The sequence below is a fragment of the Kocuria sp. SM24M-10 genome, assembly GCF_001027955.1.
Lineage (GTDB): Bacteria > Actinomycetota > Actinomycetes > Actinomycetales > Micrococcaceae > Kocuria > Kocuria oceani.
Genome location: NZ_LDNX01000125.1, coordinates 16,194 through 33,415, shown reverse-complemented (window position 1 = coordinate 33,415; position 17,222 = coordinate 16,194). Strand labels below are relative to the sequence as shown.

Genomic DNA, 17,222 nt, shown 5'->3' with positions numbered 1-17,222 from the left:
GTTGCCGGCAAAAAGAGCCGGCGTATTTCCCGCCTGTACCGATACGAATACTGGCTGGAGCCAATCGATCGGCAACACCCCTTAGCTGCTGCACACCAATAGGATTATCCGTTGGTCGAACAGTCCTGTAGGTGGGGGACGCGCCTTCCCGCGGGACAGGGGCGGAAGGCGCGTCCGTGCCGGTGTGATCACCTGGCATGCGGGGCCGTCGAGGGGTGACGCCGATGGCATCCCCGGGCCTTTCCGCGGCGCTGTGCATCGGAACAGCGTCTTATCAGGGTAGGCGCCAGGCAGCAAGCTGGCCATGGGTAGGGGATGTGCTTCGTTGTGTGACAGACCCTTCGGTGTGCCGTCAGGGACGGAGCCCGTGCAGTCACGAAGAGGTGCTGCTCCGAGGTCCGACATCACGTCGGCGGCCCAGGCCGCCGCGGTCCGATCGGCCCCGTCCACCGGCGTGTGGCTGTCCACGTCCACCGACTTCTTGTGCATGGACGTGGGGTGGCGCTGGGCCCGATGCTCATGGGGCACTGGCCCCCGCCCTGGGCTACCGGGGATGTGCGCGGCGACCGCGACGTGGTCCCGCTGGGCCTGGTCTACTACGCGGCCGTGCCCGGCGGGCCGCAGGGTGAACCGCTTCCGGCACGACGACGGGGCCCCCGTCACCGCAACGGTGACGGGGGCCCCAAAGTCGATCGGGTGTAATCAGATGCGGTCGCGACGATCGGTGTCGGTGTCGATCTCGACCTGCTCCTTGCGGACCTCAGCGGCGACGCGCTGGGTCTCAGCGACGGTCTCCTTCTCCAGCTCGATCTTCTCCACGCCCACGGTCTCCTTGGCCACCACGGCGCGCTCCTCGTGGAGGGTGACCTCCACGGTGTCCTCGCCGATGGTGCCGCCGGTGACCTCGGTGCCGTCGAGGGGAACGCGCTCGATCCGGACCTCCTCGCGCTCAACGGGGACGTCGACGCTCTCGTGCTCGGTCACCACGTACTTGCGCAGCCGAGCACGACCGGACTCCTCGCGCTGCTTGCCGACACGCAGGCGCTCCTCGTGACGGATGACCTCGTTGTCGTCGAGATCAGCCCCAGCGGCGGTGTCGTGCCGCCCCGCGGTGTCCTCGGCGTACCGGTCGTTCCCGGCGGTTCCGGCCGCCGCAACGGCGTGACGATCGGTCTCCGTGGCGTATCGGCCGTCACGGTCGCCGGTGCCGGAGTAGTTCATCTTGTAGTAGCGGTAGATCTCCTCCTCCTCGGCCGGGGAGAGGTGCTGGTCCGCGTCCACGTTCGGGGCGTCCTTGACCACGCCCTTGGCGTAGGGCAGCACGAGGCGGTCGCCGTCCTGCCGGGCGCCCTCGACCGGGACAAAGCTCTCCTTGGTGCCGAACAGACCGGTGTCGACGGTCACGAAGGTGACCTCCTCGGTATTGTCGTCCAGGAAGACCTGCTCGACCTTGCCGATCTTGTCGCCGTCCGAGTCGTAGGCGGTAGTGGAGAGAAGGGTGTTGACGTCGTAGGTGGCCATGAGAGCTCCTTCGTATGATTCACGTGGCACGAACTCACGGGCGGGAGTCCGGCGCAGGCGGTGCCCGCCGAGGGGGCGGGTTGGTGCGTTCGACCGCTTTCTTCCAGTTTACTGATCATCAGCCTGCTGATCAATGGCTTCGCCGAAATTGAACCCTCTGTGTGGCCAGGGGTAGGCCGCGCGGCCTCTGGCGGCCGCGGCTGATCCAGGGTGGCGTCTTTGAAGTTGGCCCACAGGGCTGATGCCCACCGGGGAACGCCTCCGCACCGTCATGGCTGGCGGCGCGGAGGCGACAGCCTCACCGCGGAGCAACGGCAGGCTCCCGGGGTGCTGGCACCGTCGTACCCGACCGTGCAATCACCCCGTACACCGGCCACTAGGGCCAGCGTAAGCATGAAGCCTACCGATAGGAAGCATGCTTGTCACTGTGTCCGCGGTCCCGTGCCCGGGACTCCTGCAGGCGAGCTGCGCCCTGTATTCGGGATGCGATCACTGCCTCCGGGTCGTCCGGACAACTCCTTATCGGACCGGCAACGACGAGGACGCAGGCGAGTTGCCACCTTCCGCTTTACATATGGCCGGATATCGGTCATCAAGCAGGTCCTTATGACGCCCACTGGCGCATCAGTCGCCAAGCGATCACGGGTTTCCTCAGGCGTTGTGGCTCGAAACTCCTGGAGCTCAATATGGTGACGGGTTCGTAGCTTGTAGGTGTGGGCGTTTTGATAAAAAGAATGATGGAAGGGTGTGTTCCGGATTTTGAACACACCCTTCCACTTTTTAAGTTGGTTTATGTATTTCTTGGTGAACGGATTATTAAAGCCCCAGCGATCACCATGACTAACCCAAGTATCAGCTGAGTTGTTTCAGTGTTGGGATTCGGCAATAAGGCATCAATTGCTGTAATCATGCCTATGATTAGCAGGAGTGCAGCTATTACTTTTGAGAAGGTTCGCATTATTTATTCCTCCTTGCAGCTATCACCTGTCGCCTCCCCCTTGTCAACCATTGCAGCGAATGACGAAGCCATTCCCAGGATTCCTCCCGCCACAGAGCCTCCTCCACTAGGCAGGGCGCCTGCCATACCGACGATAGCGCTACCAATGAAGAGACCCCCGTAGACGCCGGTCATGGTGGCATCCCAAACACATTCCCCTGTTACTTGTCCGGTGGGGTCGGCGTTATTGATGGGGTCGTTGGCGGCGAAGGCGTAGCGGTTGGCGTTGGCCGGGTCGAGGGGTGCGTCAAGGGTGTCTTGTTGGGAGAAACGGCCCCATTGGGTGGAGTACCAGCGCAGCCCGAATTTGACCATGTTGGTGGAGCGGTCGTAGAGCCCGTTCTTGAACTGGTAGGGGTTCATTGGGGTGCCCCAGCCCCCGGAGTTCTCGGTGAGGGTGGCCACTCCGTAGGGGTCGTAGTTGTAGGCGGTGGCGGTGTAGGAGGCGGCGGTGATCAGCGCCAGGGGGTTGCCGATACCGTCGTAGACGTAGAGGGACTGCATGCCGGTCGGGGTGCGCAGCATCAGCGGTTCCCCTGTGACCGGGTCGCGCTCGACGTAGCCGGTGGAGTTGAAGAGATTGATCTGCTCGATCACCGGGTTGCCGAACTGGTCTTCCCGGCCGTAGACGTAGTGGTAGTACCCCTCGTCGGTGCCCTGCTCGATGAGCTCTTTCTGATCGGCCCCGGCGTAGGTGTAGGAGTGGGTGCCGGTGGCCTGGGTGGTGGAGGTCATCTGCTGGGCGGCGTTGTAGGTGTAGGTGCCGTTGGGGTCGGCGGTGATGTTGCCGTTCCCGTCGTAGGTGAAGCCGCCGTTGGTGACCTGGTTGGCGGCGTTGAACGAATAGTTCTGCGCCGGGTACGGGCCCGAGGCGGTGGCGGTGGTGCGGTTGCCGCGGGCGTCGTAGTCGTAGGTGTAGATCTTCGGGGACTTGCCCCCGGTGCGTGTGGCCTTGGTGAGCTGGCCCTTGGCGTCGTACTGGTAGGCGGTGGCCGAGCCGTCCACGGCGTCCTTGACCCACTGGATTTTCGCCCGGTCGTTGGCCGGGTCTTTCGCCGCGGTGGTCGCACACCCGTTGGCGGGGGTGGTGTTGGCCGCGTAGCAGTAGGTCAGATCCGCCACGGTCACCGCACTGGTGCCGTAGCCCTTGGTGGATTTCACCCGGGTGACTCGCCCGGTGGTGTCGTAGTCGGTGTGGGTGTGGGCGGCCCACCAGGTGCGATCGGTGTTGATGTCCATCCAGGTATCGGTGCGCCGGCCGCGGTCATCGGTGGCGAAGGCCAGGGTGTGCTCGGTGCCGTCCTGCAGGTACTTCAGAGCGGTGGGAGTCCCGGAGGCGTCGAACTCGTACCGGGTTGTGCCGCGGGTGTCGGTGGTCGAGATCAGGTTGGAGGCCTTGTCGTAGCCGTAGGCGATCTGCCCGCCGCCGGCGGTGTTCTGCCGGGTGATCAGCCGGCTGAGCTGGTCGTAGCCGTAGGTGGTGGTCCCGGTCCGGTCGACCCGCTTGGTCTGACGCCCATCACCGTCATAGGTGTAGGTGACATCAGGGGTGGCGTCGGAGAAGTCGATCTTCGTGGTCCGGTCGGCGTTGTCGTAGGTGTAGGTGGTGGTGTTCCCGCGCCCGTCGGTGGCCGAGGACACGCGCCCCCACACGTCGTAGGTGAACTGCTTGGCCCCCAGGGAGGCCCCGGTGACCGGGGTGATGCGGGTCAGCTGCTTGTCCGTGTCGTAGGTGTAGCGGGTGGCGTTGGTGCCGTTGCCCGGGGCGGTGGCAGTGGCCACGGTCCCGTCCGCGTTGTAGGTCAGCTTCGCCTCGGCGGCCAGCGCGTCGGTGGAGGTCAGCGGGTTGCCGGCCCCGTTGTAGGTGTAGGTCGAGGTGTTGCCGGCGTCATCGGTGGCCGAGGTCGCCAGGTACTTCGTGTTCGCCGCGGTGTTGTCGTACTTTGCCTGCCCGGCGGCCCCGCCCGGGGAGGCGGACTTGGTCAAGGACTCTCCGTCGTTGGCTCCGAAGGTGTTGGTGGTGGTGCCGGCGGTGGCCCCGCTGCCCTGCGTGGCGGTGGCGGTGTCGAAGTCCGGGGTGTAGGTCTTGGACACCGCCCGACCCATCGCATCAGTTGCCGCAGTGACCCGCTGGCTGGCGTTGAGGGTGTAGGTGGTCCGCGGCACTGAGCTCACCGCAGAAGCCTGGTTCGTATTCGGATCCGCCACCAGGGTCTGGGTGGTCGAGGGGTACGCCAGGCGGGTGATGGAGAGGTCCCCAGGGAGCCGGTGGTGGTGTTGTGCCGGGTGATCTTGGTGACCCGGTCCGTGGCGTCGTAGGCGATCTCGGTCACCGCCCCGGTGGGGGTGGTGATCTTGGTGACCTTCCCCTCCCAGGTGTCGAACTCGGTGCGGGCCCCGGTGGCATCCACATAGGCGTCCAGGTTGTTGTAGGCGTCCTTGACGAACTTGACCACCCGATAGTCCGCGCTGGTCGACTGGGCGACCGTGATCGCGGTGGAACTGGTGTTGATCGTCGCCGTCTTCGCCTCAGCAGCACCTCGGGTACCCACCACCTTGGACAGCACCCCGCCCGAGTAGGTGTAGGTGGTCTTGTTGCCATTGCGATCAGCCACCGAGGTGGTCTTCCCGTCAGCGTTGAACTCCACCACGGTGGCCGAGGACCGCCAGGTGAGGGTGTAGCCGGTGGAGGTCTTCACCAGATCCGCCTTCACACCGGCCGGGGCGGTGAAGGCCGTCGTGGACCCCGAGACGGGAGTGAACTTCGCCGAGTACCCGTCCGGGCCCTCATAGAGCATCCCGCCTGAGACGCTGAAGAGCTTTCCGGCGGCCCCGGCGGTGAGCTCGAAACGCTGCGGCTCGGCGGTGGTCTCGGACTGCTCCTTCGACAGCGAGTTGCCAGTGAGCCCGATCAGCGTGTCCCCGGCGACCCCGGGCACCGAGAGCCCGGCGACCTGGAGCATCAGATTGCCCGTGCCCACATCCACCGAGGCGTTCACCTGATCGGTGACCGCCACCGGCAGACGGGTCGCCCCCGGGCGGGCACCCAGCTTCCCGAGCGTGGCCTGCACATCGGAAGAAGCCACCGGAACCGCCTGGGGCACCAGCAACGCCGCAGCCGGGGCCGCAGCCCCCACCGACAGCACGACCGCCAAAGACGCAGCGACCAGACCACGGACACGGAAAGCCGACGAGGTACGCCCGCCGGGCGGGACACAAGGAAGTGGTGGGGCCACGGGGGCGCCACCACGAAGGGAGTGCGACATGGGGGGGTGTCTTTCTATCAGCCCAATAAGGTGAGGCTGACAGTACGACCATCGTTCACTAATGCAAAGAAAAATTTAGGGCAAGGCCCTCCCATGCCCTACTGGGTCGTCACAAAGACGCAGATGCGGGGAGGCCTGCGCAGCGACGTGTGCATATCGTCGAGAAACCCCAGGTGCTGAGCATCGCCAGCGGGCTTGAAAGGCCTGCCCTACCGCCTGATATTCCCGTCGTGCCCTGCCTGGGAGGGACATGTTGGTTCGTTGCGGAGGTCTTTTCGGGGTAGAGCTCGGTGACCAAAGTAGGGACATGCTCTGGTGCAGCGCAGATGTTCGCAAATGCACATACTGGGAGGGCTCAGCCTCTGCGGGTGGGCACCGAGAAACACCGCCGCGCCGGCCACTCCGGCCTCGTCCAAGAGGGCTGGTGGCCACGATGCAGGAGCCCATGCCATGACCACGTCCTCGCCACAGACCCCCGGTGACGCCCCTGGCCCTCACAGCGGCCCGGGCGGCCCCGGTCCGGGCGGCATGCCCTACTACCAGCCCACCCAGGACCAGTACGGCCGCTCCACCCGGGGCGCGCCTCCGCCCCAGCACGCCCGACTGCTGAAACTCACCCTGGCCTCGGCCGGGTTCTACCTGCTCAACCTCGTGGTCTCCCTGATTGTCACCTCTACCGTGGATCTGACCGGGGTCTACGAGAACCTCGGATTCACCCCCGAGCAGGCGCAGATGGCAGCCTCCCAAGCTAGCGGTTCCATGCTGGGCACGAGCATCACCGCGGTGATCGCCCTGGGCCTCTACGCCCTGATCTACACCGGGCTGAAGAAGGGCCGGAACTGGGCCCGGATCCTCGGCATCATCTTCGCCATCGTGAGCATCATTGGCAGCCTTTTCGGCATCGCCGGGTCACTCATCTTCGGCGGATGGGCGGTCGTGCTGATCGCTCTCACCGTGGCCGTGCTCATCGTCGACATCCTCTGGCTAATCACCGCATTCAAAGCTCCGGTACGCGCCTGGTTCACCCACCGCCCCTGAAGGCCCAACAGGTAGATGGACAACGGTTCCGGCGAGAAACGCTCAAGAAGGCCGGCGAAAGGACAAGCGGAGCAGATCAGGGGCCGCCGTGCGGATGTTGTGAGATCCCACGATCCATACTGACCCTCGTGAAAGAACTTGCTGATGTCCTCGGCCCCCTCCTGACGGCGGTGGCCTCTGTAGCCGGGATACTCGGGGCGCTGGGCCAGCTCACCGCCGGTACGCGACTGCGCCATCAGATCGCATACTGGCAGGAGCAGGCACAGGCAGTTGTCTCGACGCAGGACCGTGCCGTGGCCCGGAGCCTCCAGCGCGAGGCCATGGGACGTTTGGTCGCCCTACAGGCTGTCCCCGGGCGGCGGTTGCTGCTTGAAGGGGCCACGGTGGTTTTCCTCTTGGCCTGGACCGCGGGGCAGTGTTTTCAGGTGGCCGCCGAACTCGCAGATCAGCTGAGCGTGAGACGGCTGATCGAGGATCACCTGTGGGAAACCGGTGTGGTGGTGGCGTTGCTGCTCCTGATCTGCCGAAGAGTAGGCCGTACCGCCAATGCTGTGTATGAGCGCCAGCGGATCGCTACTGCCTACACAGACGGGACAGCGCTGGAACGCCAAGATCTCAAGGCTTTCCGGCGCGGACAGACCCACAAAACCTTGGGATGGAAAGGACTGGGGCTGCTGGTGGTGATCGCGCTCGGCCTGTGGTGCTTGGCCGTGTTTTTGGGTCTGGGCCTGGGTGCCGGCTCGCAAGGAGTGGAGCAGGGTCCGGCCTGGCTCAGCAGCTTAGACCTGGTCTCAAAACCCGGTCGGTCGTTGTCCGCTCATCGGTGAGTGTTCCACAGTGCCTGCATGACGACGAGGACGCAGTCGTGGATGGTCGATGACCGGCTGTGGGAGCTGATCGCCCCGCTGATCCCGCCTCAGCCACCACCTCGAGGCCCCGGTGGCAGACCCAGGATTGAGGACCGGGCGGCCCTGGAGGGGATCCTGTTCGTGCTCCACACCGGGTGCCGGTGGCGGGACCTGCCGCCGGCCCTAGGGTGCGGATCCGGGCACACCGCCTGACGCCGGCTCAGACACTGGCAGGAGGCCGGGGTCTGGGAAAAGCTGCACTGGGCTGTGCTCGAGGAGCTCTCCGAGCAGGAGATCCTCGACTGGTCGCGGGCCAGCATCGACGCGGTGTCCGTACGGGCCAAAAGGGGGGCGAGCTGACCGGCCCCAACCCCACCGACCGCGGCAAACCGGGCACGAAGTACCACCTGCTCACCAACCGGAACGGCCTGCCCCTGCATGTGCTGGCCTCGGCGGCGAACGTCCATGACTGTCAGTCTGTGAGGGTCGAACCAGGAGTAGGTTCGGAAGTCCTGACCGGTGCGGCTTGACCCATACTCATGACTGGCCCTTCGGGTGCCTTCTTGCTGATCTGTCAGCCGCCCGGCCGGGCAGTACCAAGCACTGCCGCCGGACGGGCGTGACCTGATAAGGAGCCTGGAGCACCCTCACGAAGCGTCCCCATGACAGTCCTGTCCACCCGCCGGCGACAGCGTGCTACCACGCTATCCGCCCAAGGAGAGCACAGGCCATGACCGTGACCACGCAGACCCAGTCGCACCCCATCACTCGCTCCGGCCACGTCGTGATCGGCGTCGACACGCACAAGCACCTCCACGTCGCCGCGGTCCTGGACCCGATCGGCGGGATCCTCGAGACCCTGACCATTCCCACCGAGGCCGCCGGCTACCGGCGCTTGCTCGACTGGGCGGCCTCCTTTCGGCAGATCATCGCCTTTGGCATCGAGGGCACCGGCTCCTACGGGACTGCCCTGGCCTCCTTCGTGCGCCGGGCCGGGCACAAGGTCGTGGAGGTCAACCGCCCTGACCGCCGCACCCGCCGGCTCAACGGCAAGTCCGACACCCTTGATGCGGAGAACGCCGCCAGGGCGGTGCTGACCGGCTACGCCACGGCCGTTCCGAAGTCCGCCGATGGGTCGGTGGAAATGATCCGCCAGCTCAAGATCGCCCACGGCACTGCGGTCAAGGCCCGTGCCTCGGCCATGGTGACGCTCAAATCGGTGCTGGTGCACGCCCCGGAACAGCTGCGTCGGGAGGTGACCGGCAAGACCCCGGTGATGCTCGCCCGGCACCTGGCCGCCTTGCGCCCGAAGACCCTCCAGACGCCGGGCGACGCGAGTCGGCACACACTGCGTTCCCTGGCCCGACGTTAGCTGTATCTGCAGGAAGAAGCGCACGAGTTGCAGGAAATGATCGAGGAACTCGTCATGGCGACAGCACCACAGTTGGTGGACGCCTTCGGGATCGGCGTCGACACCGCAGCGGAGATCCTCATCGTGGTCGGTGACAATCCCGAGCGGATCCACTCCGAGGCCGCACTGGCGAAGATGGCCGGGATCAGCCCTATCCCGGCGTCCTCGGGCATGAGCACTGGGAGGTACCGGATCAACCACGGCGGGCACCGCCAGCTCAACGCAGCGATCTACCGCACTGTCATCGTGCGCATGCGCTTCCACGAACCCACCATCGCCTACGTCACCCGCCGCACTGCTGAGGGCAAAGCCAAACGCGACATCATCCGTTGCCTGAAGCGCTATGTCATCCGCGAGGTCTACCACCTCATCCAAGTCAGGCCCGCGACCGGCGAAATCAGAGGTTGACGACTATAGGAGCATCAGCAAACTCTTCGAGCCGCTGCTGGAGACCAGCCCGAGTGTGCGCGGCCGACGCGGTCGTCCGGGCCGACCCCGCCGCCGGCCGGAAAAGCTGCACGCGGACAAGGGCTACGACTACCCGAGGTGCCGCCGCTACCTGCACCGGCGAGGCATCAAGGTCCGGATCGCCCGGCGCGGAATCGAAGCCAAGACCCACCTGGGCCGGCACCGCTGGGTCGTGGAACGGACCATCTCCTGGGTGCTGCGGTTCAAGCGCCTCGCGATCCGTTACGACCGCACTGCAGCCACGCTGCTGCCGCTGCTCCTGCTCGCCGTCACACTCATCAACGTCCGTAGGCTGCGTCAGGCAGCGGAGTTATGAGACCAGGTCTTAGCTCTGGGCAGTTTCCTCGGGCTGGTGGGCATGGTTGCCTTGTACGTATTCGACCTCAACCGCGCCGGCTGGAAGCATCCATCGCCGGAGCTTATTGAGTCCATGGATGCACAGCCGCAGAACGAGAACATCCCCCCTCGAAGCGCTGGCACAGACACCCGCCAAGCCGTAGAAGGAAATGCACAGTGGGCCCTGGTTGACTTCGCCGATAAGGACTCCTAGCGAGCCTAACCACGCCGCCCAGGCTCAGAAACCATGGTCGCCGAGTCAGCTCAAGGTACACGTCCTGTGAGTGGGGGTTGGGCGTCGTGCCAGCTTCTTCCGTAGGTCAGAGGGGATAAGCCCGCAGTATCGTTCGCACCCGACTGGTCCCTGCGCACCAGTCGCGGGTAGGGGAGCTGACCGTTGCAATCACCTTGAGCGCGTCAGTGTGTCGAGCGACCGCATTGACGCTCAGAAGCGGCTCCATGTGGGACACCCGGTTACGTAAGGAGTGGAGACGGCCCACCCGATCGGCGAGGATTTCCCCGTCGAGATCATCGGTGTAGTGGGGAAACGCATGATGCACGGCCTGCTCCCACAGCAGTTTGCGGTTGGCATAGTTCCGGTGGGTGGTGTCCGTAGTGGGCAACAGCTTGGTGAACACCCCAAAGGTGAACTGAGCCAGCAAATCGTCATGGGTGATGGGGGCGGCTTTGCGTGGATGCGACGCCGGCCGGCGTGACCGGGCTTCGCGAGCTTGCCTCAGCGCTGTGTCACGAGGGCTCCTCATCAGTGAGTTCAGTGGCGAGGCGGCACCAAGGATCCAATCGGCAGGCCCCGGCGGCAGCACATTCGCTCTGGGGGGCTGGGACGCGTGGGGGATGACGCGTCGCTGCTGGTCAGGGTGGGCGTTCCAGGTTCGCAGTGCTCCGTCGATGGCGTTGCGCATGACGATCTCGGTGATGGACAGCACTTCTTGAAAGGCCGAGGCCAGTTGCAGGTTCCACCGGTAGAGCTCAAGGGCCTTGACCGTGTCGTTGTGGCAGGCATCCATGTAGGTAGCCAGCCGAACAGAGTGCAGACTGTTTTTGAGTTCCAGGAGCGAGGACCGTTGAATCACCTGCCTAGTATGGGGTAAGCTGTAGCCATTACGAGGACAAGGTCCCTCGCTTCATACATGGAGATACCCCCGCGGCAGATCGGCCGCGGGGGCTCTTCTTTTTTGGAATGACTGTCCAGCGAACGGCCAGGCAGAAGTAGGGTGGCGCAAGGCAGGCGTCGAGGGCAGACACATGTCCTGGCCGCAAAGGACAGCGTCGCCGGGAGACACCATTTTCACCTAGGGCATGTCGTGCCTGCTCCTTCCCAGTGATTGACCCCCGGAGTGGACCTGGCGATCAGAACCCATACTGCTGGCCCAGGCACTAAAGCAGCCGGCAAGGAATCGTGGTGTGCGTCAGGTTTAGGAGGCGATGAGAACCTGCCCTCGTGTGCTCCGTCGTTGTGTCGCAGACGAGGCGGTGACATCTCCCGGACACGTCGGCACCCCATACTGGGAAGCACGCTGATGAATGGACCGGGATGAGGGTGGGCCTGATGGATGCCGAGAGGACTGGCCGCGAGCCGGACAACGGGTCGACCTGTCAGTTGAGCGCGTTGCGGCCGGGGGATCATCTCGGGGCCTGGGAGAACGGGATGCTGTGTCACGCCGGCGTCGTGGAGGAAGTCGCCCCCGAGCTGGGAGTGGTGTGGATCCGGGAGCGGGGTCTGGGGGCCAGGAAGATGCTCTCCACCGACCAGTACTGCCTGCGCACCGACAAGCCCGTCACCGCCGGAGAACCCTGCACAGCCCCGGGATGGTGAGCCAGCTCAGTTGCTGACGGCCGGAGCTTCCTCGATGTAGGCGGTCTCCAGGACCTGGGCTGCGGTGAACCGGGCGATGTCCACCTCGGTGGCGGAGTGACCGATGTCGTCGTGACCGAAAAACCCTACGTACCTCAGCCCGCGGGCGTCTCCGCCCCGGGCGCGGATGAAGCGCACGATCGTCCAGTCCAGCTGTGAGTTGGTCACCGTCTCCAGCATGGCGCTGTGGACCCAATACGCCCGTGGGTGCAAGCAGTTGGTCACACGCCGGCGCCATCGGGTCCGGGCGGTGGGCTGGTCCAGGGGGCACATCCTGACCGCAGGAGAGCCGTGGCCGACGTAGCGATGCACCCCATGAGCGGCCATGGCAGCCACGATAAGTTGTGTCCCCAACACCAAGGACGGCCCCGGAACCTCTTGCTCCCGGCCCGGGCCCAGAACGTTGACCACGGCCTGCGCCCTGGACACCACAGCCTCCACGATCGCCGTGTCCGTGACGGCCCCGGCGACCACCTCCACCCCGTTCCCCCAGGGAGGGCATCGGTCCAGGTCAGGGACGCAAGCGATGACCTCGTGGCCACGGAACAGCAGGTCATCCACGACCTCCCATCCCATGATGCCGGCAGCCCCGAACACAGCAACCTTCACGACTTCCCCCACCTTCATCACGAAAAGTTTGTCAGCAACCTGATTATACGCGGCGTCTTCTTCGGCGTGCTCAGAGAAAGGTGTCGGGTTCACGGCGCGGTGATTCTGCACGGCCATCGTCTCCCGCTCGCCTCGGGCGCCCGCAACCATGGGATATCCATCGTCGATGAAGAGCCCAGGAGCACGACTAAGAGCCATTCCACAGCCCAGTTGAACGCGCGTATCTCTCACTAAACGAGAGTCCTCCATGCTGGCCTGTGTCGACGACGCCGGCCTCACGAGCTCGACGACCCAACACGTCCGCCGCGAACCGTGGAACCACGGCGAAATCGGGCGGACGGGAAATCCACCAGATGCGAGAACTCCCGTGAGTTGAGCGCCGATAACGTGTATTATGTAAAGTCACAACGACTCTATTCGCGGTTTCTGCACATCGTGAGGTTCCGGGTAACAGCTCCGATGCTCCCCCAACTGCCTTCTGACCTGGGCTTATTCTGCTTGATCGCCGCAGGGTGACGTGCAGTGCGGGATGCGAATGGCGCCTGGATCCACCATGCCCATTCGGCTTCTGGCCTGGACTTTCCCGGTGACGATTGCGGTACACGCAATCTGTGTGCGAGTATCGCAACCATCTTCTGACATCCAAGGACGACTCATGGGCCACGATGGCGAGAACGTGCGGTTCGTTCCCTTCGGTGGGCAGGCCCCCGATCCGGACGTCTTCCTGGCCAGTGTCTTGGATGGGTGGGGTGCTCAGCAGCGGGCGAAGGACTTCGCGCCGGCCACGATTCGCACCCGGCGCAGCGTCGTGATGAGCCTGGTGGACTTCTCCGGGCGCTACCCGTGGGAGTGGACGCTGTCAGACGCGGACGACTTCTTCTCCCACGCCCGCGCGGTGCGCAACCTCTCTCACGGGAGCGTGCGCTCCTATCAGGGGGCGATCAAGCTGTTCTGCGACTACGCCTGCGATCCGCACTACGACTGGTGCGAGCAGGCCGCGAGGTCGTTCGGGCAGGTCTTCGCCCAGGTCGTGACCGAGCTCAACCGCCTCACCCATGCCCAGCCCACCGAGGCGCGCCCGGCCAAACGTCCTTTCACCCAGGCCGAGCTGCAGGAGCTGTTCGACCTGGCCGATCTGGAGGTCGAGCGGATCCTGGTCTCCGGGCGCAAGGGTGCGGTGGCCGCCTGGCGGGACGCGATCGCGTTCAAGACGGCCTACAGCTGGGGGCTGCGTTCCAACGAACTGCGGCACCTGCAGGTCGTGGACTTCTCGTCCAACAACCGGGCCCCCTATCTCGGCGGCCACGGCGTGCTGCGCGTGCGCTGGGGAAAGTCCCACCGCGGCTCGGCGAAGAAGGTCCGCTCCGTGCTGACCGTCTGGCCCTGGTCAGCGGAAATGATCCAGGACTGGATCCGCAACGGGCTGCCCCGCTACGGGCACCCGGTGAGCGATCTCTTCCCCACCAGCACCGGGGCGATCGTGGGCGAATCCCACCTGCTCGGGCGGCTGCGTGCCTTCATCGATGAGCTCGGTTTCCCGCCCGGGCTCGATCTGCACTCCTTCCGTCGTTCCTACGCCACACAGCTGATCACCGGGGCGGGCTTCGACGTCACCTTCGTCCAACTCCAGCTCGGTCACGAGCACGCCGCGACGACCTCGATCTACTCCCTGCCCTCCCCCGACTACCAGCGACTGGCCCTGGAACGGGCCCACGACCGCACCATCCAGGCAGCCCTCGGGCTGCCCGCACCCAGGAGAGCCCCATGAGCACACGCGAGATCACCTACACCTGGCGGGTCCGCGAGATCATGGCACGCCGCGGCGTGCACACCGCCAAGGACCTCGCCGAACTGCTGCACGAACGTGGCATCACCCTCACCGCCAATGCCGTGTGGCGCATCGTGACCCAGCAGCCCGAGCGGATCTCCTTCAAGGTCCTCGTCGCCCTCTGCGACGCCCTCGAGGTCACGCCCAACGACCTGATCACCTACACGGCCACCGACGCCAAGACCGTCCGGCAACACCGCGCGGGGACCGGCGAAGACCTCCCCGACCTTCGCCACTACCGCCCCGTGCGCGCCCGCATCATCGACGACGACAATGACTGACCCCTGGCGCCCGGCCACCGACGGCAACGGATCCGCCCGGCCGCCCACGCTCACCGACCTCCCCACCCAGAACAAACGCGGCCGACCCCGCTCGACCGGGCCCCACGCCTGCGACCGCTGCCACCAGCAGGTCGCCAAGATCCGCCTCCACTGGCCCGACGGAGCCATCTGCGGGGCCTGCTTCACCGAAGCCACCCACACCTACGGCACCTGCCCGCACTGCGGGCAACACCGCATGCTCCCGGGCCGCTCCACCGAACGAGAGCCCATCTGCCGTGACTGCGCCGGCATCACCACCGCCCTGACCTGCACCCGCTGTCACCGCGAAGCCGAAAGATTCCGGGCCGGGCGCTGCATCCGCTGCGCGCTCACCGACGACCTCACCACCGTGCTCGCCCCCGGCAACGACCTCCGCCTGCACCGGCTCATCAAAGTGCTCACCAGTTCCCAACGGCCCGAGAGCGTCTACACCTACATGCGCCCAGGCACCCGGGCCAGGACCCTGCTGGAAGCTATCGGCGCCCGCGAACTGGCGCTCACCCACGAAGCCTTCGACCGTCTCCCCCGCTCGAACGCCGCCGAACACCTCCGGGCTCTGCTCGTCCACCACCGCATGATGGACGCCCGCGGCAACGAGACCCTCGCACGCTTCGAACACTGGCTCACCACCAGGATCGCCGCCCTGCCTGAGGACGGCACCGCCCACCTCATCGAACGCTTCGCCACCTGGCACCACCTGAAGCGCATCCGCGCCCAGGCGGCCGAGCCCGACACCGATCTTCAGGCCAGCACCCATACGGCCAAACAAGAGATCACCGAAGCCGGAAAGTTCCTCCTCTGGCTCCGAGCCCACCATCACGCGACCGCGCAAGAACTTCAGCAACTCCACCTCGACGACTACCTCAGCGCCGGCCCCAGTACCCGCAAGCACATCCGGGCCTTCATCCGCTGGCTCGACCACGACCAGGACCACCGCACCGGGGCACTTCAGGTGCCGTTCCGCAACGCCCACTCCACGCCCATGATCACCCAGTCACAGCGCCTCGAGCTCCTCCGGAACTGCCTCGAACACCGCCAGGTCACCAGCTCCACCCGCCTGGCCGGGCTGATCCTGCTGCTGTGGGCCCATCCCCTGAACAAGATCGTCCTGCTCCGCCGGGAACACCTCACGGCCACACCGGACGGCATGCTCCTCACCCTCGGGACCACCCCGACAGCCATTCCCGAAGCGCTCACCGAGGTGTTCTGGCAGCACCTGCAGGACCCCGGGCACCAGAACACCATCAACACCGGCACGCCGTGGCTGTTCCCTGGCACCCGTGCGGGCCGGCACCTGCACCCGAACACTCTCTCCGGCAGGCTCAAAGTCCTCGGCATCGACGCCCAACGCGCCCGCAACGCCACCCTGCGCGACCTCACCCAAGAAGTCGACGCACGAACCCTGATCGATCTCCTCGGCTACAGCCCCGACATCATCGCCCAGCACGCCGCCCGATCCGCCACACCCATGTCCGACTACATCGACCTGAAACGCCAACAGCCCCGATGACCTCGATCACCGAAGAAACGGATAACGCACTTTCCCATCAGTTAGTACAAAGTCTCAGCTCAAGTCTATCCTCGCCCCCGTCTGGCCGAGGCGGAACCTGGGTGCACGGCGTTCATCGGCGCCTCAACCGCACTGCAGGAAGCGCCGAGGAAGCCTGCTCCAGCATGATCGCCTCGACAAGAGTTCGTGCGGGGCGGCGGCGTCGTGTCTTGACGCTGTGGGACTTTCGCATCTGCGAATATTGGGCAATGACATCATCAGGACCTCCCAGGGAGGGATCACAGCAAATCCCTCCCCACCAGGCGCAACAACCCTTCCCCGCGCATTATGACCATGGGGCATCGACGCAGACGCTTCCGCCTCCGCAGACCAAGGCGAAAAAGCAGTCGAACGTGGTGGGACTCATCGCGCTGATCACAGCAGTGCTCGGCTTCATTTTCGCCTGCATCCCCGGCGCCCTCATCGTCGGCTGGATCCTGCTGCCGATTGCCTTTGTTCTGGGTCTCGTTTCCCTGTTCCTTAAGGACAAGTCCAAGTGGATGGGCATCACCGCTGTGATCCTCTCGATCGTGGGCACGGTTGTCGGAGTCGTCGTGTTCTTGACCGTCGTCACGACCTCTTTTGATGAAGCGTTCGACAGTGGGAACACCACCGTCGTTGAACCGTCTGATGACGCGGTTGCCGATGATGGTGCAGCCGAGGAAGACGCCGCCGAGGGCGAGGCGGCCGCCGAAGCCGGAACGCGCGGGAACCCCTACCCCATCGGCTCGGTGATCGAGTCCGACGACTGGCGCGTCGTCGTCAACTCCGTCACCCTCGCCGCTACGGACGCAGTTGTCTCTGCCAATGAATTCAACGAGCCGCCTGCCGAGGGCTCGGAGTACATGCTCGTTAATTACTCCGCGACCTATCTGGGCGATGACCCAGATGGGCAGATACCGGCTTCCGTCACAGTCGAATACGTGACAGCAGACAGCACGACGGTCAACAGCTTCGACAACTCCGTTGTCGCACCGGAGGCGATCGATACCACGAGCACGCTCTACACGGATGGCACGGCAACAGGCAATGCAGCCTTTGAAGTGCCGACCACGACGGCTGACCAAGGCGTTCTCGCCGTCACCCCTGGCATGCTCGGCGACAAGGTATTCGTCGACGTGCAGTAACAGATGCAAGAGAGTAGCAAAGCCCCCG

14 protein-coding genes and 2 pseudogenes are annotated in these 17,222 nt (G+C 65.1%); 11 read left to right on the top strand and 5 right to left on the bottom strand.

All coding sequences use genetic code 11. The features are described 5' to 3' along the window. Positions 1-702: 702 nt before the first annotated feature. The 3 genes from ABL57_RS14590 to ABL57_RS14580 form a co-directional block, all read right to left on the bottom strand. Entirely contained in the window at positions 703-1,521 is an 819-nt protein-coding gene (locus ABL57_RS14590; protein ID WP_047804204.1) for a DUF2382 domain-containing protein, read from the bottom strand. Positions 1,522-2,482: 961 nt separating this feature from the next. Next, positions 2,483-4,693 (bottom strand): RHS repeat-associated core domain-containing protein, encoded by a 2,211-nt coding sequence (locus tag ABL57_RS14585; RefSeq protein WP_152683414.1) that lies wholly within the window; start codon positions 4,691-4,693, stop codon positions 2,483-2,485. After that, positions 4,690-5,604 (bottom strand): hypothetical protein, encoded by a 915-nt coding sequence (locus tag ABL57_RS14580; protein ID WP_152683413.1) that lies wholly within the window; start codon positions 5,602-5,604, stop codon positions 4,690-4,692. The genes ABL57_RS14585 and ABL57_RS14580 overlap by 4 nt, the downstream gene beginning before the upstream one ends. 630 nt (positions 5,605-6,234) lie before the next feature. On the opposite strand from ABL57_RS14580, the gene ABL57_RS20850 reads away from it, so the two are divergent. The 6 genes and pseudogenes from ABL57_RS20850 to ABL57_RS14555 form a co-directional block, all read left to right on the top strand. Then, positions 6,235-6,822: a hypothetical protein gene (locus ABL57_RS20850; RefSeq protein WP_152683412.1), complete on the top strand. Its 588-nt coding sequence runs from the start codon at positions 6,235-6,237 to the stop codon at positions 6,820-6,822. Between the two features lie 128 nt (positions 6,823-6,950). Then, a complete protein-coding gene (locus ABL57_RS14570; RefSeq protein ID WP_047804201.1) occupies positions 6,951-7,649 on the top strand; it encodes a hypothetical protein in 699 nt (232 codons plus the stop codon). Positions 7,650-7,667: 18 nt separating this feature from the next. Then, positions 7,668-8,164 (top strand): annotated as a pseudogene (locus ABL57_RS23120) (IS5 family transposase); the annotation flags it as partial. A gap of 236 nt (positions 8,165-8,400) precedes the next feature. Beyond that, a complete protein-coding gene (locus tag ABL57_RS23115; RefSeq protein ID WP_238986072.1) occupies positions 8,401-9,042 on the top strand; it encodes a transposase in 642 nt (213 codons plus the stop codon). Between the two features lie 36 nt (positions 9,043-9,078). Next, positions 9,079-9,489 carry an IS110 family transposase gene (locus ABL57_RS23110; protein WP_238986071.1) on the top strand — a complete coding sequence of 137 codons (411 nt, stop codon included), beginning with the start codon at positions 9,079-9,081 and terminating at the stop codon, positions 9,487-9,489. 7 nt (positions 9,490-9,496) lie between these two features. Beyond that, positions 9,497-9,865 (top strand): annotated as a pseudogene (locus ABL57_RS14555) (transposase); the annotation flags it as partial. A gap of 340 nt (positions 9,866-10,205) precedes the next feature. Here the strand turns inward: ABL57_RS14555 and ABL57_RS14550 are convergent. Then, on the bottom strand, positions 10,206-10,979 hold the full coding sequence (locus ABL57_RS14550) for a hypothetical protein (protein ID WP_047804200.1): 774 nt from the start codon (positions 10,977-10,979) through the stop codon (positions 10,206-10,208). 575 nt (positions 10,980-11,554) lie between these two features. On the opposite strand from ABL57_RS14550, the gene ABL57_RS22415 reads away from it, so the two are divergent. Then, entirely contained in the window at positions 11,555-11,722 is a 168-nt protein-coding gene (locus ABL57_RS22415) for a hypothetical protein (RefSeq protein ID WP_160310802.1), read from the top strand. A gap of 6 nt (positions 11,723-11,728) precedes the next feature. Here ABL57_RS22415 and ABL57_RS14540 read toward each other — a convergent pair whose 3' ends face one another. Beyond that, positions 11,729-12,520 carry an NAD(P)-dependent oxidoreductase gene (locus tag ABL57_RS14540; protein WP_053004994.1) on the bottom strand — a complete coding sequence of 264 codons (792 nt, stop codon included), beginning with the start codon at positions 12,518-12,520 and terminating at the stop codon, positions 11,729-11,731. Positions 12,521-13,025: 505 nt separating this feature from the next. Here ABL57_RS14540 and ABL57_RS14535 point away from each other — a divergent pair. The 4 genes from ABL57_RS14535 to ABL57_RS14520 all read left to right on the top strand — a co-directional run bounded on the left by ABL57_RS14535 (position 13,026) and on the right by ABL57_RS14520 (position 17,194). Next, a complete protein-coding gene (locus ABL57_RS14535; protein ID WP_047803179.1) occupies positions 13,026-14,138 on the top strand; it encodes a site-specific integrase in 1,113 nt (370 codons plus the stop codon). Beyond that, positions 14,135-14,479: a helix-turn-helix transcriptional regulator gene (locus ABL57_RS14530; RefSeq protein WP_047804198.1), complete on the top strand. Its 345-nt coding sequence runs from the start codon at positions 14,135-14,137 to the stop codon at positions 14,477-14,479. Before ABL57_RS14535 ends, ABL57_RS14530 begins: the two co-directional genes overlap by 4 nt. Then, entirely contained in the window at positions 14,472-16,028 is a 1,557-nt protein-coding gene (locus ABL57_RS14525) for a hypothetical protein (protein WP_053004993.1), read from the top strand. Before ABL57_RS14530 ends, ABL57_RS14525 begins: the two co-directional genes overlap by 8 nt. 164 nt (positions 16,029-16,192) lie before the next feature. After that, positions 16,193-17,194, top strand: a complete 1,002-nt coding sequence (locus tag ABL57_RS14520) for a DUF4352 domain-containing protein (protein ID WP_238986070.1) — start codon at positions 16,193-16,195, stop codon at positions 17,192-17,194. Positions 17,195-17,222: the final 28 nt, after the last annotated feature.